Source organism: Achromobacter sp. KK8, assembly GCF_054188005.1.
This window is the reverse complement of sequence record NZ_CM135178.1, coordinates 4802967-4824460: the sequence shown is the minus strand read 5'-3', so window position 1 is coordinate 4824460 and position 21494 is coordinate 4802967. Positions and strand designations below refer to the sequence as shown.

At 69.5% G+C, this 21494-nt stretch carries 15 protein-coding genes; 5 read left to right on the top strand and 10 right to left on the bottom strand.

Features of this window, described 5'->3' with window-relative positions; translation table 11 throughout:
- Positions 1 to 41 precede the first annotated feature (41 nt).
- From ACVN9Z_RS22360 to ACVN9Z_RS22345, 4 genes are all read right to left on the bottom strand, one after another.
- Complete coding sequence (locus ACVN9Z_RS22360) at positions 42 to 392, bottom strand: DUF3325 domain-containing protein (RefSeq protein WP_020927863.1); 351 nt, start codon at positions 390 to 392, stop codon at positions 42 to 44.
- A complete protein-coding gene (locus ACVN9Z_RS22355) occupies positions 389 to 1999 on the bottom strand; it encodes a PepSY-associated TM helix domain-containing protein (protein WP_458212647.1) in 1611 nt (536 codons plus the stop codon). The genes ACVN9Z_RS22360 and ACVN9Z_RS22355 overlap by 4 nt, the downstream gene beginning before the upstream one ends.
- A 185-nt stretch (positions 2000 to 2184) precedes the next feature.
- Positions 2185 to 3177, bottom strand: a complete 993-nt coding sequence (locus ACVN9Z_RS22350) for a Bug family tripartite tricarboxylate transporter substrate binding protein (RefSeq protein WP_458212646.1) — start codon at positions 3175 to 3177, stop codon at positions 2185 to 2187.
- A 12-nt stretch (positions 3178 to 3189) separates the two neighbouring features.
- Positions 3190 to 4611: a M20 family metallopeptidase gene (locus ACVN9Z_RS22345; RefSeq protein ID WP_458212645.1), complete on the bottom strand. Its 1422-nt coding sequence runs from the start codon at positions 4609 to 4611 to the stop codon at positions 3190 to 3192.
- Between the two features lie 114 nt (positions 4612 to 4725).
- Between ACVN9Z_RS22345 and ACVN9Z_RS22340 the strand changes: the two genes are divergently transcribed.
- On the top strand, positions 4726 to 5631 hold the full coding sequence (locus tag ACVN9Z_RS22340) for a LysR family transcriptional regulator (RefSeq protein ID WP_054507455.1): 906 nt from the start codon (positions 4726 to 4728) through the stop codon (positions 5629 to 5631).
- A 57-nt stretch (positions 5632 to 5688) separates the two neighbouring features.
- Here the strand turns inward: ACVN9Z_RS22340 and ACVN9Z_RS22335 are convergent, their stop codons facing one another.
- The 5 genes from ACVN9Z_RS22335 to ACVN9Z_RS22315 form a co-directional block, all read right to left on the bottom strand.
- Positions 5689 to 6474 carry an 8-oxoguanine DNA glycosylase OGG fold protein gene (locus ACVN9Z_RS22335; RefSeq protein ID WP_458212644.1) on the bottom strand — a complete coding sequence of 262 codons (786 nt, stop codon included), beginning with the start codon at positions 6472 to 6474 and terminating at the stop codon, positions 5689 to 5691.
- Between the two features lie 181 nt (positions 6475 to 6655).
- Positions 6656 to 9724 carry an efflux RND transporter permease subunit gene (locus ACVN9Z_RS22330; RefSeq protein WP_458212643.1) on the bottom strand — a complete coding sequence of 1023 codons (3069 nt, stop codon included), beginning with the start codon at positions 9722 to 9724 and terminating at the stop codon, positions 6656 to 6658.
- Entirely contained in the window at positions 9721 to 12798 is a 3078-nt protein-coding gene (locus ACVN9Z_RS22325; RefSeq protein ID WP_458212642.1) for a multidrug efflux RND transporter permease subunit, read from the bottom strand. The genes ACVN9Z_RS22330 and ACVN9Z_RS22325 overlap by 4 nt, the downstream gene beginning before the upstream one ends.
- Entirely contained in the window at positions 12795 to 13967 is a 1173-nt protein-coding gene (locus tag ACVN9Z_RS22320) for an efflux RND transporter periplasmic adaptor subunit (protein WP_054504676.1), read from the bottom strand. Before ACVN9Z_RS22320 ends, ACVN9Z_RS22325 begins: the two co-directional genes overlap by 4 nt.
- A 90-nt stretch (positions 13968 to 14057) precedes the next feature.
- Positions 14058 to 15002, bottom strand: a complete 945-nt coding sequence (locus tag ACVN9Z_RS22315) for a LysR family transcriptional regulator (protein ID WP_458212641.1) — start codon at positions 15000 to 15002, stop codon at positions 14058 to 14060.
- Between the two features lie 126 nt (positions 15003 to 15128).
- Between ACVN9Z_RS22315 and ACVN9Z_RS22310 the strand changes: the two genes are divergently transcribed.
- Both ACVN9Z_RS22310 and ACVN9Z_RS22305 read left to right on the top strand, forming a co-directional pair.
- Positions 15129 to 16310, top strand: coding sequence for an FAD-dependent oxidoreductase (locus tag ACVN9Z_RS22310; protein ID WP_054443325.1), 1182 nt, complete (start codon positions 15129 to 15131; stop codon positions 16308 to 16310).
- 61 nt (positions 16311 to 16371) lie between these two features.
- Positions 16372 to 17226 carry a hypothetical protein gene (locus ACVN9Z_RS22305; RefSeq protein ID WP_045953163.1) on the top strand — a complete coding sequence of 285 codons (855 nt, stop codon included), beginning with the start codon at positions 16372 to 16374 and terminating at the stop codon, positions 17224 to 17226.
- 19 nt (positions 17227 to 17245) lie between these two features.
- Here ACVN9Z_RS22305 and ACVN9Z_RS22300 read toward each other — a convergent pair whose 3' ends face one another.
- A complete protein-coding gene (locus tag ACVN9Z_RS22300) occupies positions 17246 to 18496 on the bottom strand; it encodes an NnrS family protein (RefSeq protein WP_054443530.1) in 1251 nt (416 codons plus the stop codon).
- Between the two features lie 241 nt (positions 18497 to 18737).
- Between ACVN9Z_RS22300 and ACVN9Z_RS22295 the strand changes: the two genes are divergently transcribed.
- Positions 18738 to 19997: an MFS transporter gene (locus tag ACVN9Z_RS22295; RefSeq protein ID WP_020927849.1), complete on the top strand. Its 1260-nt coding sequence runs from the start codon at positions 18738 to 18740 to the stop codon at positions 19995 to 19997.
- Positions 19998 to 20016: 19 nt separating this feature from the next.
- The gene (locus ACVN9Z_RS22290; protein WP_020927848.1) at positions 20017 to 21402 is read left to right on the top strand and encodes a NarK family nitrate/nitrite MFS transporter; all 1386 of its coding nucleotides are present in this window, start codon (positions 20017 to 20019) and stop codon (positions 21400 to 21402) included.
- Positions 21403 to 21494: the final 92 nt, after the last annotated feature.

Genomic DNA, 21494 nt, shown 5'->3' with positions numbered 1-21494 from the left:
TCAAACGGCGCCGGCCGGGCCGGCGCGGACGCAATGCGGCCCTAGAAACCCAAGCCGACCCCGGCCAGCGAGATCACCAGCGCCAGGGCGGCGGTGCCCATGGCCGGGCGCGGCGACCACGACAGCATGCCGACCCACAGCAACGCGCCGGCCGACAGCCAGCCCAGCCAGGCCACCACGCCCACGGTGTTGCCCCACAGGCCGACGCAGGGCAGCAGCGCCAGCAGCAACAGCAGGATGCCCGCGCCGCGCAGCACGCGGGAATGGCCGGCCGAGGGATCGCGGCCCCAGACCTGGTCGTAATGGCGCGGCATCGCCAGGCTCAGGCAGGCCATGCCGGAATAGGTCAGCAGCAGCGCCATGGCGATGCCGAAGGCGTCGTTGAGATTCATGCCGTGGCCTCCCGCGAAGCGCGCGTATCGCGCGGCGGCGGCGCCGACAGCGGTTTGCGGCCCAGCCGCAGCGCGGCCCAGCCGGCCGCCACGCCTATGGCCACGGCCGTCAGTTCGACCCCGGCGCTTTCCCAGTCGCCGCGCGCGATCTGCGCCAGCGGATGGTCGCCCAGCGTCATCAGGGACAGCAGCGGCAGCAGCAGGCACAGCGCCGACAGCAGGCCCAGCTGCCACAGCCAGGCGCGCCGCGGACTGCACAGCCAGGCATGGGCCAGCGTCAGCGCCCAGACGATGAAGAAGGCGCGCAGTTCCCAGCCGGCGCGCTGCGGCAGCGACACCGGCAACAGCCGGTTGGCCCACAGGTAGGCGACGCAGGCGATCGCCAGGCCGGCCAGCGCGGCCACGTTCAGGCCTTCGATCAGGCGGTAGACGCGCGCGGTGGCGGCGCCGAATTCGTCGCCCATCCGGTTGCGGCGCTTGACCATGAACAAGACCGCGCCGGTGCCCATCATGGCGCTGCCGGCCAGGCCGCACACGAAGTACAGCCATTTCATCGCCAGTCCGCCGAACTTGACCATGTGCAGGTCGGACATCACCTGGCGCGTCAACGGCGCGGCGCCGCCCTCGACGCCGCCGGGGGCGCGCAGGCGCAGCAATTGACCGGTGGCGGCGGAGAATTCCGCCATGCCGGTGGTGCTGCTGATATGGACGTTCTGGTCGGCCTCCTCGTTCCAGCCATAGACCGCGATCCGCATCGAGCCGTCTTCGGGGTTGTTGATGACGATGGCGCGCGCGGTCTGCCCGATCAACCGTTCGGCGCGCGCGACCAGCGGTTCCAGGGCCGGCACGGCGAGCGCGGTGCCGGTCAGCGGGGGCTGGTCTTCGCGCGCCAGTTCGGCCAGGTACAGGCGGGCGGCCTCGGCGCCGGGGCCATAGGTCGCCGCGATGGGCGCTGGCATCAGCGTGAAGGCCGAGATCACGATGCCGGTATAGGCAATCATGAACTGGAAGGGCAGGGTCAGCACCGCGGTGGCGTTGTGCGCGTCCAGCCACGAACGTTGGCCCTTGCTGGCGCGGAAGGTGAAGAAGTCCTTGAAGATGCGCTTGTGCGTCACCACGCCGGAAACCATCGCCACCAGCATCGCCATGGCGGCGAAGGCCACGATCCACAGGCCCAGGGGCTGCGCGTGCAGGTTGTAGTGGAAGTCGACGAAGTGGTCGCCGCCGAAGGTGGCGCGGCCTGCCTCGTGGCGGTCCTCGTCCAGTTCGCGGCCGGTCTCGGGGTCGAGTTCGGCGTCGGCATATGCGCCGTTCGAGTCGAACCAGTAGGCCACCAGGCCGTTGTCGTGGTGGCGGTTGACCGGCCAGATCTCCCACATGCCGGCGCCGGCGTGATGCCGCGCCATGTACTGCACCGCCAGATCGAGCCGGCGCGCGCGATCCACCTTCACGGGCTCGCGCGCCGCCGCCTCGGCCTCGGCCGCATGGTGCTCCGGCGTCATCCAGTGGGTGATGGGTTCGGCGAACACCGCCAGCGTCCCGGTCAGGAAGACGGCGAACAGCAGCCAGGAAAACCACAGGCCGACCCAGGTGTGGAGCCAGGCCATGGACAAACGGAAACTGGGTTTCAGAACGCGCCTCTTTCTTCTATCGACGCCGCCGCGAGCCCTGCCGCGGGTCTTTTATTGAGAATGGTTCCGATTCTAGTCGAAATGGGGTCGGAATAGGACGATTCCCGACGCCATCGTGCCGGCGGATCGTGGCCCGCCGGCGCCCGCGCGGGGCGGGCGCTTCAGTCCAGCTTGATGTCGGCGCGCCGGCCCACTTCGCCGAAGGTCTTGAGTTCCTGTTCCATGCGCGCGGTGAAGGCGGGGCCGTCCAGGTAGACCGGCTCCAGCGCCAGGTCGGCGATGGCGCGGCGTACCTGCGGGTCGGCCATGATGTCCGCGACCGCGCGGTTCAACGTGTCCAGCACCGGCGGCTGCGTGCGAGCCGGCGCCACCAGCCCGTACCAGCCCACCATCGAGACGCCGGGCAGGCCGCTTTCGATGAAGGTCGGCACGTCCGGCAACTGCGGCACGCGGTGTTCGCCGGTGACGGCCAGCGCGCGCACCTTGCCCGCCTTGACCTGCGGCGCGGCCGACGACACGGTGTCCACGCCCAGCGCGATTTCGCCGCCGATCAGCGCGGTGATGAACTGCGCGCTGCCCTTGTAGGGCACCGGCGTCATTTTGGCGCCCGCGGCCTCGGCGAACATTTCACCCACCAGGTGCGGCGCCGACCCTGGACCGAAGGTGCCGTACATCAGGCCGCCGCCGGCGGTCTTGTCGCGCGCCAGCTCGGCGGCCTGTTGCGCGGTCTTGGCCGGCAGGCTGTTCTGCGCCAGCAGCACCACCGGCGCCAGGGCCACGATGGCGATGTGCTCGAAGCTGCGGCGCGGATCGTAGGGCAGGTCGCGCTTGAGCGCCGGCAGCACGGTGTAGGTGGTGCTACCCGACAGCATCAGCGTGTAGCCGTCGGGCTGGGCCTGCGCCACGGCGTTGGCGCCGATGACGGTCGAGGCGCCGGGCCGGTTCTCGACGATCACGGCCTGGCCCAGCTTGCCCGACAGCCGGTTGGCCAGCAGCCGGGCCACGGCGTCGGTGGCGCCGCCGGGCGTGAACGGCACCACCAGCTTGATGGCCTGTTCGGGATAGGCGGCGTGCGCGGCGGGGGCGGCCAGGGTGGCTTGCAGGGCAAGGGCCGAAAGGCAGGCCAGCGCGGCGGCGCGGAGTCGGGCGATCATGGAAGAGTCCGGTCAGGAGGGAGAGGAATCGGTTTCGGCGGCGGCCTGGCGCAGCGCGGCGCCCTGGTCGCCCAGGTCCCAGAACAGGCCCGCCATGATGGCCAGGCCCTCGCGCGCCACGCTGCCCAGCAGATGCTCGTTGGGCGCGTGCTGGGCGCAGGCGGGGTAGGAATGCGGCACCCACAGCGTGGGCAGGCCGAGCAGGTCGGCGAAGATGTCGTTGGGCAGCGAGCCCCCCAGGTTGGGCAGCAGCGCCGGGCGCTGGCCGGTGCTGCGCTCGATCGAGGCGGCGGCCCAGCGTACCCAGGGGTTGTCGGGCGACAGGCGGGTGGCGCCGGCCTGCATGCCGACGCGGACCCGCACGTCGGCAAAGCCGGCCGCGTCCAGATGGGCGCGCACGTGCTGCTCGAGCGCGCGCCAGTCGGTGCCGACCACGAAACGCAACTGGCACCAGGCCGTGGCGACGGGCGGAATGGCATTGACCGGCTTGGCCGGATCGCCGGCGCCGAAGGTCAGCACGTCCAGGCTGTTCCAGCCGAACACCTGCTCCGAGGGCGACAGGCCGGGCTCGCCCCAGTCGTGGTCGATCGCGGGATCGTCGGCGCCGCCACCTACTTCCAGGTCCGCCAGCGCCGCCACCACCGGCGCCGGGATGGGCGGCGGCCGCAGGCCCGGCACCAGGATGCGGCCACGCGCGTCCACCAGGGAGGCGATGGCGTGCGACAGGACGATGGCGGGATTGGCCAGCAGCCCGCCCCAGTTGCCCGAGTGGTAGCCGCGTTCGCGGGCGCGCAGGCTCAATTCGAAGTTCACCGCGCCGCGCGAGCCCATGAACAGGGTGGGGCGGGCGGCGGCCAGGCGCGGGCCGTCGCTGGCAATGAAAACGTCGGCGGCCAGCGCGTCGCGCTGCGCTTCGCAGAAGGCGGCCAGGCCGGGCGAGCCCGCTTCCTCGCCGGTCTCGATCAGCCAGGTGGCGTTGAAGCCCAGTTTGCCGTCGCGCGCCCGCAGCACCTGGCGCAGCGCGGCCAGGTTGATGGTGTGTTGCCCCTTGTTGTCGGCGGTGCCGCGCCCGTACCAGCGGTCGCCCTCGACCCGCAGGCGCCATGGATCGCGGCCGGCTTCCCACTTGGCCGCATTGCCGCGCACCACGTCGCCATGGCCGTACAGCAGCACGCCCGGCAGCGCCGGCGCTTCGATGCGCCGCGCCACCAGGATCGGCAGGTCGACGCCCGCCGGGTTGGGGTGCACATGACAGGTGAAGCCCAGCTGTTCCAGCTGCGGCGCCAGTTCGTCGTTCAGGTAGGCGTGCTGGCAGGCGGCCTGGCCGGGCTCCTCGCTTTCGGTCTGGTAGGCGACGCGGCGGGCCAGTTCGGCCTGCAAGGTGCCGTCGTCATAGGCTTGGGTGGCGTGGAGGATGGCTTGTTCGCGGATCACTGCGGTCTCGGGGTAGCGGCACAGGCACAAAGTTATTACGCTTATGCGCATGCCACAATTAGATAATTCGCATTTGATCGTTGCCATTTAGGCAATGGCTTGGGGAAGCTTGCCATGATTTCGCTGGGCCTGAGGTATTTCCTGGAGGTGGCGCGCTGCGGCTCCATCGCCGGCGCCGCCGCCGCGCAGCACGTGGCGGCCTCCGCCGTGAGCCGCCAGATCGCCAAGCTGGAGGACGAGCTGGGCATTGCGCTGTTCGAGCGCCAGGCGCGCGGCATGGCATTGAGCGAGGCCGGCCGCCAGCTGGCGGCATACGCCAACGCCGCCGCGCTGGAGGCCGAGCGCGTCACCACCGGCATCCGCCAGCGCAGCGCGCTGGGCGACGTGACCATCCGGCTGGCCTGCACCGAAGGCTTTGCCCATCGCTTCCTGCCGCAGTGCATGGCCGACTTCAAGCGTATCCGCCCCGAGGCGCGCTTCCACCTGCTGGTGGAGCGGCCGGAGGAGGTCAACCGACTGGTGCTGGAAGGGTTGTCGCAGCTGGCGCTGCGCTACACGGTGGCGCCGGACGAGCGCCTCAAGACCGAATTGCAATGCCGCGCGCCGGTCTACGCCATCATGTGCCGACGCCATCCGCTGGCCGCGCGCCGCAGCGTCGGCGTGCGCGACCTGGCGCAGGCGCCGCTGTCGCTGGGCGACCCCGGCACCACGGTGCGCGACCTGTTCGACGCGGCCTGCGCCAATGCCGGCGTGCATATCGAGCCTGCCTACGTCTCGAACCATTCGGCGGCCTTCCTGCCGATGCTGCCGGGCAGCCAGATCGTGGCGTTGACGGGCTACCTGACAGTGATCGGCCTGCTCGCCAGCGCCGGCCTGGTGGCGGTGCCGTTCAGCAATCCCGAAATGCGCCAGCGCAGCATCCAGGTCGTGACCTTGCGCGGCGCCAATCTGCCGCCGCTGGCGCGGGCCTTTCTGGCGCTGTTGGCCGAACGCCTGACCGTGGCGCCACGCCCGGAGTAAGCGGGCGGTGATGCAAAAGATGAGTGCTAGAACATATGCATGCGGGATGATGCATCGTTAGAGTATGCGAGCTAGTATGCGACCGTGGTTATAACGATGCAGTGGCCGCTCGGTGGGCCATTTTGCGTGGACGTGTTTTCTCCATGGGCCTCTATCCTTTCCTCGTTGGGCCCCTTGGCAGAACAGCATACGCTCGATATGTTCATTCAATAGGGGCGCTTGAGGATGTTGACGGTTGGCAACTGCACCTAAGGCCTCTACTTCACGACAGAACACTTCATAATTCTCGGATCTGTTCGACGGTGTGGCGCTTTCACCTTGAATCCGCACGATATGTTCGCCAGTGAGTAGATTTATGGCTTTCCCGGTCCACGTATCCATAATGTAGCGATCGGCGCCCTGAGGGGCTTCCGGCGCGTAGAAATAAAGAATTTTTGTAAAGTATGAAGGGCCGAGTTGTGCGATGGGATTGCGAGTGGCGAATAGTTCGAATGCTTCGGCTCGGCTCATCTGACCTGCTCGTAATGTATTGATGTTCTGTTGTATGCGTGTTTGTCCGTCCCTCCATGCCGCGATCGCCTTCTTGCCAGTCTTTCCGACACCTTGCATCCCCCACGCCATAATGGTGAGGTAGCCGTCGAGCGCATCATCTCCGTTTAAGCAGATTGCGCGTACTTGAGCACGGTTCAATGGTTGCCGTGCGAGAGATTGTCGGTCTATGCCGAGAGTACGCTGCGCCCATTCATATGGAGATTGAGGATTGAATGGCTCTTGTTCCTTATACCTAGTGTTCAGGAATACGCGGAGATGTTGCGGAACAAAGCGATCAGTGGCATCGGGCATTCTTATGGCTCCTGCGAGGCTAGGGATTGCGATTCTATTGCGTACCCTACCAAACCACGCAAGAGGAATTTATGGAGGATTAAGTTGCAATAGGCATGTTTATCTTGGAAGCGGTCAATGGTGTATTTGGATATGCGAAAGTGCCCCTGCTAAAAACGCATTGGCCGGGTGGCGCTAAGGGTTAATTGTCCTTCGCCCGCCAGCCCGCCATCTTCAGCCGCAGCCGTTCCAGCGCCAGATACACGATCGGCGTGGTGTATAGCGTCAGGAACTGGCTGATCATCAATCCGCCGACGATGGTCACGCCCAGCGGCCGGCGCAGTTCCGAACCTTCGCCCATGCCCAGCACCAGCGGCAGCGCGCCCAGCAGGCCGGCCAGGTTGGTCATGACGATGGGCCGCAGGCGCAGCATGGCGGCGCGGTGGATGGCCTGTTCCGGCGTCAGGCCCTCGCGCCGCTCCAGGCCGAGGGCGAAGTCGATCATCAGGATGGCGTTCTTCATCACCACCCCCACCAGCAGGAACAGGCCGAGCAGGGCGATCAGGCTGAACTCGATATCGGCCAGCCGCAGCGCCAGCAGCGCGCCGACGCCGGCCGAGGGCAGGGTCGACAGGATGGTCAGCGGATGCAGCGGGCTTTCGTACAGGATGCCCAGCACCAGGTAGATCGCCACCAGCACGCCCAGGATCAGCCAGGGCTGGTCCTGCAGGCTTTGCTGGAAGCTGCGGGCGTCGCCGCCCAGCCGCGTCTGGATGTGGGCGGGCACCATCAGCCGCGCCATGGCGGCGTCGATGGCGGCCAGGCCCTGCTGCAGCGAGACGCCCTCGGCCAGCGAGAAGCCGACGCCGACGGCGGCGAACAGCCCGTCGTGGAAGACGCGGTCGTTGACCAGGCCGTGCTCGTAGGTGGAGAACGCCGACAGCGGCACGCGGTTGCCGTCGGCCGCCACCACCTGCACCCGTTCCAGCACCTCGGGGTCCTCGGTGTAGCGCGGGTCCAGCTCCAGCACCACGCGGTACTGGTTCATGGGGTCGTACAGCGTCGCCACCTGGCGCTGGCTGAAGGAATTGCCGAGCACGCTGGCGATGGTGCGCATGTCCACGCCCAGGCGCCGGGCGGCGGCGCGGTCGATGTTGATGACCACCTGCTGGGTGGCGGCATCGCCCACCGCATCGACGTCGCGCAGCTCGGGAATGTCCTGCATCGCGCGCGAGATCCTGCGTGACCATTGCCGCAGCGCCGGCACGTCGCTGGCCATGATGGCGAGCTCGTGGTCGCCGGAATTGCCGAAGCCGCCCGGCATGCGCAGGTCCTGGTCGACGTTCAGGAAGAACATGCCGCCCGGCACCGGCGGGGCGTTGGCGCGCAGCCAGTCGATCACCTGGGCCGAGGATTCGCGCCGCTCGGAAGCGGGTTTCAGGCGGATCAGGAACAGCGAATTGCTGATGCCCAGGCTGCCGCCGTTGTAGCCGATCACGTCCTGCACCGCGGGGTGCTTGAGCACCAGCTGGCGGTAGACGTCGATCTTGGGCTGCATCACCTGGAACGAGAAGCCGTCGTCGCCGCGCACGAACCCCATCAGCTGGCCGGTGTCCTGCTGCGGCAGAAACCCCTTGGGCGCTTGCGCATACAGATAGGCGTTCAGCGCCACCACGGCGGCCAGCAGCAGCAGGGTCAGGCGCGCGTGACCCAGCACCCGCGCCAGCGACGCGCCATACCATTGGTGGACGCGGGCGAACACGGCGCGCAGCCGCGAGGGCCGCGTTTGCGCCTCGGCTGGCGGCCGCAGCCAGCGCGCGCAAAGGCTGGGAATGATGGCGACCGACACCACCAGCGAAATCAGGATGGCGGCCACCAGCGTGATCGAGAACTCGCGGAACAGCCGTTCCACCAGCCCGCCCATGAACAGGATCGACACGAACACCACCGACAGCGCCAGCGTCATCGCCACCAGCGTGAAGCCGACCTCGCGCACGCCGCGCAGGGCCGCCTGGCGCGGCCCCAGCCCGCGTTCCAGGTGGCGCGAGATGTTCTCCAGCACCACGATGGCGTCGTCCACCACCAGGCCCGCGGCCACGATCAGCGCCATCAGCGACAGGTTGTTGAGCGAGAAGCCCCACAGGTACATGACGGCGAAGGTGGCCACCAGGCAGACCGGAATCGCCACGCTGGGAATGGCGGCGGCGCGGGCGCTGCCCAGGAACAGCCACACCACCAGGATCACCAGCCCGACCGCCAGCCCCAGCGTGACGTGGGCCTCGCGCAGCGTGGCGTGGATGCCGGGCGAGCGGTCCAGCACCACGGTCAGGTCGACGTCGGCCGGCATCAGCGCGCGCAGGCCGGGCAGGGCCTGGTTGATGGCGGCGATGGTCTCGATGATGTTGGCGCCCGGCTGGCGGCTGATGGTCAGCACCACCGCCGGGTCGTGGTTGTGAAAGCCGCTGCTGTAGCGGTTCTCGACCGAGTCGCTGACGCGCGCGATCTGCGCCAGCCGGATGGTGGCGCCATCCTGGTGGCGCACGATCAGGCCGTTGTAGTCGTCGGCCGTGCGCGGCTGGCCGGGCGTGCCGACCTCCCAGCGCTGGCCGGCCGAGTCCAGCTGGCCCTGCGGACCCATCGGGGCGGCGTCGGCGATGGACTGGCGCAGGTCGTCCAGCGCCACGCCATAGTGCGCCAGCGCGTTCGGGTTGACCTGCACCCGCACCGCCGGCAGCGAGCTGCCGCCCAGCGTCACTTCGCCGACGCCGACGATCTGCGACAGTTTCTGCGCCAGCACCGTGGCGCCCAGGTCGTAGAGCCGGCCGGCCGGCCGCGTCGGCGAGCTGAGCGCCAGCGCCATGATGGGCGCCTGCGACGGGTTGACCTTGCGGTAGGTGGGGTTGCCGGGCATGCCGGAAGGCAGCTCGGCGCGGGCGGCGTTGATGGCGGCCTGCACGTCGCGCGCGGCCGCGTTGATGTCTCGGTCCAGCGCGAACTGCAGCAGCACGCGGGTGGCGCCCTGGTTGCTGGACGAGCTCATGGCGCTGACGCCGGCGATGCCGCCCAGCGCGCGCTCCAGCGGCGCGGCCACCGTGCTGGCCATGCTCTCGGGGCTGGCGCCGGGCAGTTCGGCGCGCACCTCGATGGTGGGGAAGTCCACCTGCGGCAGGGGCGCCACCGGCAGCAGGCGCCAGGCCACCGCGCCCAGCAGCGTCAGGGCCAGCGCCAGGAAGATGCAGGCGATGGGCCGGTGCAGCAGCGCGCGGATCATGGCGCCGGCCGGTCCGCGGGCGCGGGCAGGGCCTTGCGGCGGCCCGCGCCCAGCCGGTGGAAGAACAGGTAGACGGCGGGCGTGGTGAACAGCGTCAGCACCTGGCTGACCAGCAGGCCGCCCACCATCACCCAGCCCAGCGGCTGGCGCAGCTCGGCGCCGGAGCCGGTGGCCAGCATCAGCGGCAGGGCGCCGAACAGCGCCGCCAGCGTGGTCATCAGGATCGGCCGCAGCCGCAGCAGCGCGGCTTCGCGGATCGCCTCGCGCGGCGCCAGGCCGCGGCTGCGTTCGGCTTCCAGCGCGAAGTCGACCATCATGATGCCGTTCTTCTTGACCAGGCCGATCAGCAGGATGATGCCGATCACGGCGATCAGGTCCAGCGGCCGGCCGGTGAGCAGCAGCGCCAGCAGCGCGCCCACCGTGGCCGACGGCAGGGTCGACAGGATGGTGACGGGATGGATCGCGCTTTCATAAAGCATGCCCAGCACCAGGTACATGGTGACCACCGCCGCCAGCATCAACCACAGGGTATTGGACAACGACGCTTCGAAGGCCGCCGCCGCGCCCTGCAGGCGCAGTTCGACGCTGGGCGGCATGGCGATGTCCTGGCGCGCCGCCTCGATGGCGGCGATGGCCGCGCCCAGCGAGCCGCCCGGCGGCAGGTTGAACGAGAAATTGACGGCCGGGAACTGGGACAGGTGGTTCACCGCCAGCGGCACGGCGCGCTCGCTGACCGTGGCCAGCGCCGCCAGCGGAATCGGCTGGCCGTCCGCGGTTTTCAGGTGGATGCGCTCCAGCGCCTCGGGGCTGGCGGCCAGGCGCGGGTCCACTTCCAGCACCACGCGATACTGGTTCGACTGCGTGAACAGGGTGGCCACCTGGCGCTGGCCGAAGGCGTTGTAGAGCGCCTGGGCCACGTCGTCCATGGTCAGGCCGAGCCGCGCGGCGGCGTCGCGCGAGACCTCCAGGTAGGCCTGGCGGCCGCCGCCCTGCAGGTCCGACGAAATATCGGCCAGCTGCGGCGCGGCGTCCAGGCGCTGGGCCAGCGCGCGGCTCCAGCGCGCCAGCAGGGCGGCGTCGGGCGAGGTCAGGGTGAACTGGTACTGGCCGCGGCTGACGCGGTCTTCGATGTTCAATTCCTGCACTGGTTGCAGGTACAGCGAGATGCCCCGCACCTGGCGGGCGCGGGCATCGAGCCGCGCCATGATGTCGGCCAGCGGCGCGCCGCGTTCGCTCCAGGGCTTGAGGTTGACCAGCAGGCGGCCGGTATTCAACGTGGCGTTCATGCCGTCGATGCCGATGAAGGACGACAGGCTGGTGACGTCGGGATCTTGCAGCAGGCTTTGCGCCAGCGCCTGCTGGCGTTGCGACATGGCCTCGAACGAGGTGCTCTGCGCCGACTGGGTCACGCCCTGCAGCACGCCGCCGTCCTGCGCCGGGAAGAAGCCCTTGGGCACCGCCAGGTACAGCAGCGCGGTCAGCGCCACGGTGGCCAGCATCGCCAGCAGTGTCAGGCGCTGGTGGCGCAGGGTCACGTCGAGCCAGCCGGCGTAGCGCGCCTGCAGGCGGTCGAGCAGGCCGGGCGGGCGCTCGGCGTGCGGCGGCAGCAGGCGCGCGCACATCATGGGGGTGAGCGTCAGCGACACCGCCAGCGAGATCAGGATGGCCACCGCCAGCGTGATGGCGAATTCGCGGAACAGCCGGCCGACCACGTCTTCCATGAACAGCAGCGGGATCAGCACGGCGATCAGCGACAGCGTCAGCGACACCAGGGTGAAGCCGATCTGCCCGGCGCCCTTGAGCGCGGCCGCCATCGGGCTGTGGCCCTGTTCGCGGTAGCGGGCGATGTTCTCCAGCATGACGATGGCGTCGTCGACCACGAAGCCGGCGCCGATGGTCAGCGCCATCAGCGTCAGGTTGTTGGTCGAAAAGCCCGCCAGGTGCATCACGCCGAAGGTGCCGATCAAGGACAGCGGCACCGCCAGGCTGGGAATCAGCGTGGCCGGCAGGTTGCGCAGGAACAGGAAGGTCACCAGCACCACCAGCCCGACCGCGAAGGCCAGTTCCCATTGCACGCCGCGCACCGAAGCGCGGATGCTTTCGGTGCGGTCGGTCAGCACGCGCACCTGCACCGCCGCCGGCAGGCTGGCGGTCAGCTGCGGCAGCAGCGCCTTGACCTGGTCGGCCACGGCGATGACGTTGGCGCCGGGCTGGCGCTGGATGTTCACCAGCACCGCCGGCTGGCGGTCGACCCAGGCGGCCAGGTAGCGGTCCTCGGCGCCGTCCTCCACCGTGGCGACCTCGCCCAGCCGCACCGGCGCGCCATTGCGCCAGGCCACGATCAGGTCGCGGTATTCCTGCGCGCTCTGCAACTGGTCGTTGGCGTCCATGATGACCGAGCGCACCGGGCCGTCGAAGCTGCCCTTGGGCTGGTTGGAGTTGGCCTTGGCGATGGCCTCCTGCAGGTCGGACAGTTGCAGTCCGCGCGCCGCCAGCGCCATGGGGTTGGCCTGCACCCGCACCGCGGGGCGCTGGCCGCCGGCCAGGCTTACCATGCCCACGCCCGACAGCTGCGCCAGGCGCTGTGTCATGCGGGTGTCGACCAGGTCGTAGACCTGCGGCAGCGGCAACGAATCCGAGGTGACGGCCAGCGTCAGGATCGGCACGTCGGCCGGGTTGACCTTGCGGTACACCGGCGGCGTCGGCAGGTCGGACGGCAGCAGCGAGCCGCTGGCGCTGATGGCGGCCTGCACCTCCTGCTCGGCCACCCCCAGCGAGACGTCGAGCGAGAACTGCAGCGTGATCACCGAGATGCCGCTGCCGCTGGAGGACGACATCTGCTTGAGCCCCGGGATCTGGCCGAAGCGGCGCTCCAGCGGCGCGGTCACGGCGCGCGCGGTGACATCGGGGCTGGCGCCCGGATAGGGCGTGGTGACCTGGATGATGGGGTAGTCGACCTGCGGCAGCGCCGCCACCGGCAGCATGCGCCAGGCGAGGATGCCCGACAGCAGCAGCGCCAGCATCAGGAACGAGGTGGCGACCGGCCGCAGGATGAAGGGACGTGACAGGCTCATTGGGTTTCCACGATCAGCACGTCGCGGCCGTCATGCAGGCGGTCCACGCCCTCGACCACCACGCGCTCGGCCGCGGCCAGGCCCGAGCGGACTTCGACGCGGCCGGCGTTGGCGCGGCCCAGCGTCAGTTCGCGCCGGGTGGCGCGCTGGTCGTCGCCGATGACGAAGACGAAGGCGCCGTCGGCGCCGTACTGCACCGCCGCCGTGGGAATCGACAGCACGTCTTCCTGGCGCGCCAGCGCCAGGCGGATATTGACGAACTGGTTCGGGAACAGCGCCTCGTCGGCATTCTCGAACAGGGCGCGCAGCTTGACCGTGCCGCTGGCGGCGTGGATCTGGTTGTCCAACGCCTGCAGGGTGCCCAGCGCGAGCAGGCGGCGTTCGTCGGCGTCCCAGGCCTGCACCTGCAGGGCGCCGTCGCCGGCCTGCGCCTGGCGCAGCAGGTCCAGGCGGGTTTCGGCAAGCGTGAACAGCGCCGAGATCGGCCGCGTCTGCACCAGCGTGGCCAGGCCGTCGGCGTCGCCGGCGCGCACGTGATTGCCGGCGTCCACGCGGCGCAGGCCGATGCGGCCATCGTGCGGCGCGACGATGCGCGTCAGCGCCAGCAGCCGCCGGGCGTCGGCCACGGCCGCCGCCAGCCGCTGGCGCTGGGCCGCGTAGCTGCGCGCCTGGGCCTCGGCGGTGTCCAGCTGCTGGCCCGCCACCGCTTCCTGGCGCGCCAGTTGCCGGTAGCGGCGCAGGTCGATCTCGGCGTTGCCGAGCAGCGCCTCGACGCGCGCCAGTTCGCCTTCGGCCGCCGCCAGCGCCGCCTGGTAGGGGCGTGGATCGATCTCGGCCAGCAATTGCCCGCGCCGCACGGCCTGGCCCTCGGTGTAGTGCAGGCGTTGCAGCTGGCCATCGACCTGGCTGCGCAGCACCACGCGGGCCAACGGTGTGATGGTGCCCAGCGCATGCAGGTCGCGCGGCAAGGGGCCGCTGCGCGCGGCGGCAACGCTGACCGCCACCGGCTGTTGGGCGTAGCTGGGAATGGCGGCGGGGGCGGGGCCTGGCAGGGCGTAGCGCCATACGGCCCATCCGGCCCAGGCGGCCAGCATGGCGACGGCCACAAGGCCGGCGAGCGCCAGACGCCGGCGCACGTTGGCGGGGCCAGCGGAGAAAGGCAGGGGCATCTCGGTACTGCCAGGGGATAAGTTGGGGACAGTGCGGATTCTATCTGAATAATAATTATTAGCGTTTTGGAATCAGCTTGTAGTCAGGTTTTATGCGGCTTCTTCCGACGCGGTTCCGGGCGGCGTTCCCAGGCCCATTTCGGCCAGGCGCGCCTGGATCAGTTCGAGCAATGCCCGGGCGCGCGCGCTGACGGAATGCCGATGGCTGTACACCCCCAGCAATTGCAGGGGCGCGGGGCGCAGGTCCAGCGGCACCTCGCGCAGTCGCCCGCTGGCCAGGTCATCCTGGCACGAGCAGGCCGCCAGGATCGCGAAACCGATGCCCTGGCGCGCGCCCATCAGCGCCAGTTCGCCGCTGTTGACGCGGTAGCGGCTGCGCACCGGCACCTTGACGATCTGGCCGGCGGCATCCTCGAATTGCCAGGGCATGCCCTTCAATGCGCTCAGGGTGGTGATGCAGGGCAGGGCCCTAAGCTGGCGCGCCTGGCGCGGCACGCCGACACGCGCCAGCAGCGCCGGCGCGGCGACCACGATGCTGGGCAGCGTGGCCAGTTCGCGCGTGATGAGGCTGCTGTCGTCCTGGCGGCCCCGATGAAAGACGATCGACAGATCGACGTCCTCGCGCAGCGCGTCGATGCCGTCGAGGCGGGTGTCGCAGGCCAGCTCGATGCCCGGATGGCGGTCGCAGAATTCCGCCAGGATCGGCGCCAGCAGCCGCGGCGCTTCGCCTGGCATGCACAGCGTCAGCGGCCCGCGCAGTTCCCGCCGGACCGCGCCCAGTTCCTCTTCGGTGGCGGCAAGCGTGTCCAGCAGCGGCTTGGCCCGCTGGTACAGCAACTGGCCGGCCTCGGTCATGCGCAAATGGCGGGTGCTGCGCTCCAGCAAGCGCGCGCCCAGCCGCCGTTCCAGTCCGGCGACATGGCGGCTGACGTTCGACGACGGCATCGCCAGCAGCCGCGCGGCGCCGGCGAAGCTCTGTTCATCCACGACGGCGGCGTAGACGCGCACGCTGTTCAGATCCAGGGCTTGGCCCATGATTATCCCGATCCAGATATGAAACAAACCCATTTTTTCACACTAGTTATCGGATCCGGTGGAATCTACGATGCGGTTCCCGGTTCCGGCGTGGGACCGGCGCGGGGTTTGATGGAAGGAATCAGCATGGATATCGGAATACTGGGCGGCGGCATCGCCGGCCTGAGCGTGGCGCTGGCATTGCATCGGACCGGCCATCGGCCGCGGGTCTACGAACGCGGGGCCGCGCCGGCCACCATGGGCGCCGGCGTGACGTTATGGCCCAACGCCGGCTTCGTGCTGGACGCGCTCGGCCTGTTGCCGGACGTCGCGGCAGCGGGTGGGCGGCCGCGGGCGATGCGCCGCTACGACAACGCGGGCCATGCCCTGGGCAGCCTCGACATCTCCGCGCTCGACCGATTGATGGGATATCCGACCCACACGATCCTGCGCCGCGACCTGCTGGCCGTGTTGCTGGCGCACGCGGCGCGGGCCGGCATCCCGGTCGAGTACGGCCATCGCGCCGTGGCGATCGAACCCGACGCCGACGGCCGCGCCGCCGCCAGGTTCGAGAATGGCGCCGTGGTGCGCGCGGACCTGCTCGTCGGCGCGGACGGCCGCATGGATTCGGTGGCGCGGCGGTTCGTCGTCGGCGACAACACCCCGGTCTACCAGGGCTTTGTGAACTGGATCGGCATCGCCTCCGGTCCCGGCCTGGCCGAGGACATGGCCATCCAGGACTATTGGGGCGTCGGCGAGCGTTTCGGCTGCGTCGCGGTGCGGCCCGACCTGGTCTATTGGGCGGGGGCCGAGGCCCGGTCGCTGGCCGCCGCGGTCCAGGGACCCGACCCGCGCGCGGAGGTCGCGGACCGGTTCGCCGGCTGGGCCGACCCGATCGCGCGCCTCATCCAGGCCACGCCCGCCGACGCGGTGCGCCTGATCGCCGTGCACGACCTGGATACCCCGGCGGCCTGGCACCGCGCCAATGTGCTGCTGGTGGGGGATGCCGCGCACGCGCCGCTGCCGACCTCGGGCCAGGGCGCCTGCCAGGCGCTGGAGGACGCCTGGCACCTGGCGCGTTGCCTGGCGGGCGCGCCGCGCGACCTGGACGCGGCCCTGAGCGCCTTCACCGCGCTGCGCCAGCCCAAGACGGCGGCCCTGACCGAGCAGGCCCGGGTGTACGCGCGCGGCCTGTTCGAGCGGGATCCGCAGGCCTGCCGCCTGCGCGACCAGCAGATCAAGGCTGTCGATGCCGGAGCGGCGCTGCGGGCGATGGCGAGCGCCTGGGGGCAGGGATTGGCATGCGGCGGGGGCGGCGAACGGGGATAATGCGGTTTTCCGACCAGGTTCCGGCGCGCTTCGCGCCGGGCCGCTCGATAGGGTTTCATCCATGCAAGAGAACACGTCCGCCGCGTCCCGACCGCCGGCGCCGGGCTCATCGTCGCCCCGCCAGACCTGCGCCGCGCTGATCGACGCGCTGCGCACCGACCGCGCCGCGTTGCAGTTGTGGCAAACCGTGGCGCGCCAATACCAGGACAAGCATGCCGAGGTGCTGGCGCCGCTGGAGGTCACCGAGATCGAGCTCAAGGCCAAGTTGGTGTTCTGCTTCGACCATGCCGCCAAGCAGAAGGAGCTGACCAAGGCGGAACGCCAGCTGGTGTCCGAGATTGCCGCGCAATTGGGGCAGGAGACGCTGTTCTCGATCCTGCTGGACGGCACGCCGGCCGAATGCGACGTGGAGCGCCTGAAGGCGGTCTACCGCAAGCACAGCGATTCCGACATCGACGCCGAAGTGGCCGAGGAACGCGAGGCCGAGGCGGCCGACAGGGCTGCCTCGGCGCAGGCGCCGGCAGACGAACCGGCCACCGCCGTGACGTTCGCGCCTGACGCGCTGGCGCAGGCCGAGGCCTTGCTGGCCCTGGGGCCGGACGGGTTGGACGGCGTCGCCGAAGACAAGCTGGCGCTGGCCATCCCGGTGCTGCAGGAACGACTGGCCGCCTTGAACCGCGAGCTGGCCGCGTTCGAGCGCGATTTCAAGGCCGAATACCGCTTCGACCCGGAACAGCCGATCGACCCGGCCGACCTGATGGAAGACCTGGATGCCGAAATCGCCGACGTCCAGGACTACATCGGCGAACTGGAGTTCGAGCTGTCGCAGTTCGTCGACATGCAGCAGCTCAAGGCCTGGCTCAAGGCCATGAAGAAGCAGCTGGAAGCGACCCGCCGGCGCGAGGCGCGCGGCTGAGGCCGGGGCCGCCTGTATTTCAGGGCGCCCGGCGCGGTCCGGCGGGCACGATCTTCATCATCGGCGCGGCGGGCTTGGCCACGGCGTCCGCGCGCGGCCGGATCATCCACGGGAAGAAGCGCCACAGGTACAGGCCGAATCCCAGCGCCCAGGCGCCGGCCGAGGCATGCAGCAGGCCCAGCGTGGCACTGGTGGGCAGCAGGGCGGCCAGGCGCAGCAGCGCCGCCAGGATCACCAGCGCATAGCTCAACACCATGCTGCGGTCGGCGCGCAGCGGCCGGCCCAGGTGGCCCATGGCGGTGCGCGTGGCCATGCCGATGATCAGCACCGAGAACCCGGCTATGCCGATGACGTGCGCCGGCCAGGCGGGCCGCGCCACGTAGCCGGTCAGTTGCGCCGCGCCCACCAGCAGGCCGAGGCCCAGGCCCAGATAACCCGCATACAGGATCCACAGCAGAGGCACGCGGCGCGCGGCCCACGGCTTCCAGGCCAGCCACTGCACCAGCGCCAGGACGCCGGTCACCGCGAGCAGCAGCGCCGCGGCGCGAGGCGCGCCGGCCAGCAGGCAGGCGATGGCCAGCACGCCGGCGCCCAGCTGCCAATGGCCGCTGCGGGTGTGGGGCGGAATCTCCAGGCCGGCGACGGCGCGCTTGGCGAAGAACGGCAGCACGCGGCGCGCGATCAGCAGCGTCAGCACCGCCATGGCCAGCAGGCCGGTGTTGAAGTAGCGCATCAGCGCCAGGTAGTCGCCGGTCAGGGCGGCGCGCAGGTACAACGCATGGGCCGCGGCCAGCGCCAGCAGCAGCAGCGGCACGCCGTAGTTGCGGCGGTTGCGCGTGATCCAGACGGCGCGGGCCAGCGCGGCGGCGGCCCAAACGAAGAACAGCAGGTCGGCGGCCGCGGCGATGGCGAACGCCGTCATGCCGGGCGCCAGGTAGGCGCCGCGCGCCACCAGCCAGACCACACACAGCGCCGCCAGGGGAGCGCCGCGCAACGGATTGCGGCCGGTCCAGTTGGCGCCGGCGGTCATCAGGAAACCGACCGCGATGGTGGCCACGAAGCCCCACAGCATCTCGTGCGCGTGCCAGGGCATGGCGCTCAGCACGCCCGTCAGCCGGGCTGGCGCGAACACCCACAGCAGCACCGAGGCCAGCGCCCAGAAACAGCCGGCCAGGTAGAGGGGGCGAAAGCCCATTTCGGTGAAGGCGCGCCAGTTCGGCCGCGCGGCGCCGTCGGCGGCGGGTTCTTCCAGGGTGAGCAGGGTGGACATGTTGGCCTTTGCGCGGATGGCCGGCGGAGCGGCCTTGAATGTGTATTTGAAATACATATTAACGCCGCCGGACGCTTTCGGCCCATCGCGCGGATTTGATCCCGCGCAAACGCGGCGGCTTTTCCGGGGTGACTAGTCACATCGGCGGCGCCGATATGGTCGGCCGGCGAATGGTGGCGGCGGGCGCGGATGCCTAGGCTTGGGGCTGTCGTATTCCGTGTGTAAAAAAGCGAGAACCACCATGGCATCAACCCACCCCTCGGCCAGCGCGCCCATGCGGGTCCTGGTATCCAGCACCTTCGCCTTCACCATCTGCTTCGCGGTATGGATGATCTTCGCGGTGCTGGGCATTCCCATCAAGACGCAGCTCGGCCTGTCCGAGACCGAATTCGGCCTGCTGGCCGCCATGCCGGTGCTGACCGGCTCCCTGGTGCGCGTGCCGCTGGGCATCTGGACCGACCGCTACGGCGGCCGGCCGGTGTTCTTCGTGCTGATGCTGCTGGCGGTGGTGCCGATCTGGCTGCTGTCCTACGCCACCGAGTACTGGCAATTCCTGGTGCTGGCGCTGTTCGTGGGCCTGACCGGCGGCTCGTTCTCGGTCGGCACGCCCTACGTGGCGCGCTGGTTCCCGCGCAACAAGCAGGGCCTGGCCATGGGCGTGTTCGGCGCCGGCAATTCGGGTTCGGCCATCACCAAGTTCGTGGCGCCGGCGCTGATCGCCGCCGCCGGCGGCGCCTGGGTGATCGTGCCGCAGGTGTACGCGGTGGCGCTCCTGGTGACGGCGATCCTGTTCTGGCTGTTCTCGGCCTCGGATCCGTCGCACCGGGTGGCCGGCGGCGCCAGCCTGAAGGCGCAATTCGCGATGCTGAAGGACCCGCGCGTGTGGCGCTACTGCCAGTACTACTCGGTGGTGTTCGGCGGCTACGTGGCGCTGGCGCTCTGGATGACCAAGTACTACATCGGCGAATACGGCTTCGACATGAAGCTGGCGGCGCTGCTGGCCGCGTGCTTCTCGCTGCCGGGCGGCGTGCTGCGCGCCGTGGGCGGCTGGATCTCGGACCGCTACGGCGCCTACAAGACCACCTGGTGGGTGATGTGGGTGTGCTGGGTGGCGTTCTTCATCCTCAGCTATCCGCAGACGCACTTCACCGTCCTGACCACCGGCGGCCCGCGCCAGTTCGACATCGCCCTGGGGCCGGTCAGCTTCACCATCCTGCTGTTCATCGTCGGCATCGCCATGGCGATTGGCAAGGCCTCGGTCTTCAAGTTCATCTCGGATGAATTCGGCCAGAACATCGGCGCGGTCTCGGGCATCGTCGGCCTGGCCGGCGGCCTGGGCGGCTTCATCCTGCCGATCCTGTTCGGCGTGCTGCTGGACCTGACCGGCGTGCGTTCCAGCGCCTTCATGCTGCTGTACGGCACGGTCTGCGTCTCGCTCATCTTCATGCATTTCAGTTTCCGGCCCGAAAGCGCCGCCACCGCGCGGCGCCAAGCCGCCTGACCCCAACCGGAGAACACCTATGACTTCCCATGTCCTGGCGCGCTGGGAGCCGGAAAACCCCGGCTTCTGGAAACAGACCGGCGCCCGCATCGCCAACCGCAACCTGTGGATTTCCATTCCCGCGCTGATGCTGGCGTTCAGCATCTGGATGCTGTGGAGCGTGGTGGTGGTCAACCTCGACCGCGCCGGCTTCATGCTGTCCAAGAACCAGATGTTCTGGCTGACCGCGCTGCCGGCCCTGTCGGGCGCCACGCTGCGCATCTTCTATTCGTTCCTGGTGCCGGTGTTCGGCGGCCGCAAGTGGACCGCGATCTCGACCGCCTCGCTGCTGATCCCGGCGCTGGGCATGGGCTTTGCGTTGCGCGACCCGACCACCTCGTTCCCGACGCTGCTGATCCTGGCGCTGCTGTGCGGCCTGGGCGGCGGCAACTTCAGCTCCAGCATGGCCAACATCAGCTTCTTCTTTCCCAAGGACAAGAAAGGCCTGGCCACGGGCCTTAATGCCGGCATCGGCAACCTGGGCGTGTCGCTGGTGCAGTTCGTGGTGCCGGTGGTGATCTCGATGGGCGTGTTCGGCGCCCTCGGCGGCGAGCCGCAGACGATTACCGCCGGCGACGCACAGCGCAGCCTGTGGCTGCAGAACGCCGGCTTCATCTGGGTCGTTCCCATCGCGCTGGCCTCGCTCGCGGCATGGTTCGGCATGAACGACATCGCCGATGCGCGCGCCTCGTTCGCCGACCAGGCGGTGATCTTCAAGCGCAAGCACAACTGGCTGATGTGCTGGCTGTATGTCGGCACCTTCGGCTCGTTCATCGGCTTTTCGGCCGGCTTCGCCATGCTGACCAAGACGCTGTTCCCGCAGGTCGATCCGACCACCTACGCCTTCCTGGGGCCGCTGGTCGGCTCGCTGACGCGGCCGGTGGGCGGCTGGGTCTCGGACAAGCTGGGCGGGGCGCGCGTCACGCTGTTCACCTTCATCGGCATGATCGCCGCGGTGCTGGGCGTGGTGATGTTCCTGCCGCTGAACGGGCAGGGCGGCGACTTCAACGGCTTCCTGGCCATGTTCATCGTGCTGTTCGCGCTGACCGGCGTGGGCAACGGCTCGACCTTCCGCATGATTCCGGTGATCTTCCTGCGCGAGCGCACCCAGGCCGCGCGCGGCAAGGGCGAGGCCGCGCAGAAGCAGGCCCTGACCGACGCGGCGCGCGAATCGGCCGCGGTGCTGGGCTTTTCCGGCGCGATCGGCGCCTATGGCGGCTTTTTCATCCCGCGCAGCTTCGGCACCTCGCTGGAGCTGACCGGCAGCGCCCAGGCGGCCCTGTATTGCTTCATCGGCTTCTACGCCACCTGCGTGCTGATCACCTGGTGGTACTACGCGCGCCGCAACGCGCCCGTGCCCTGCTGACGGCAGGGTTGGCCGGGGTGACTAGTCACTCTGCCGCGCCCGCCCTGTGCCACCGGCGAATGGTCGGCGGGGCGGGCGACCACTAAAGTGAT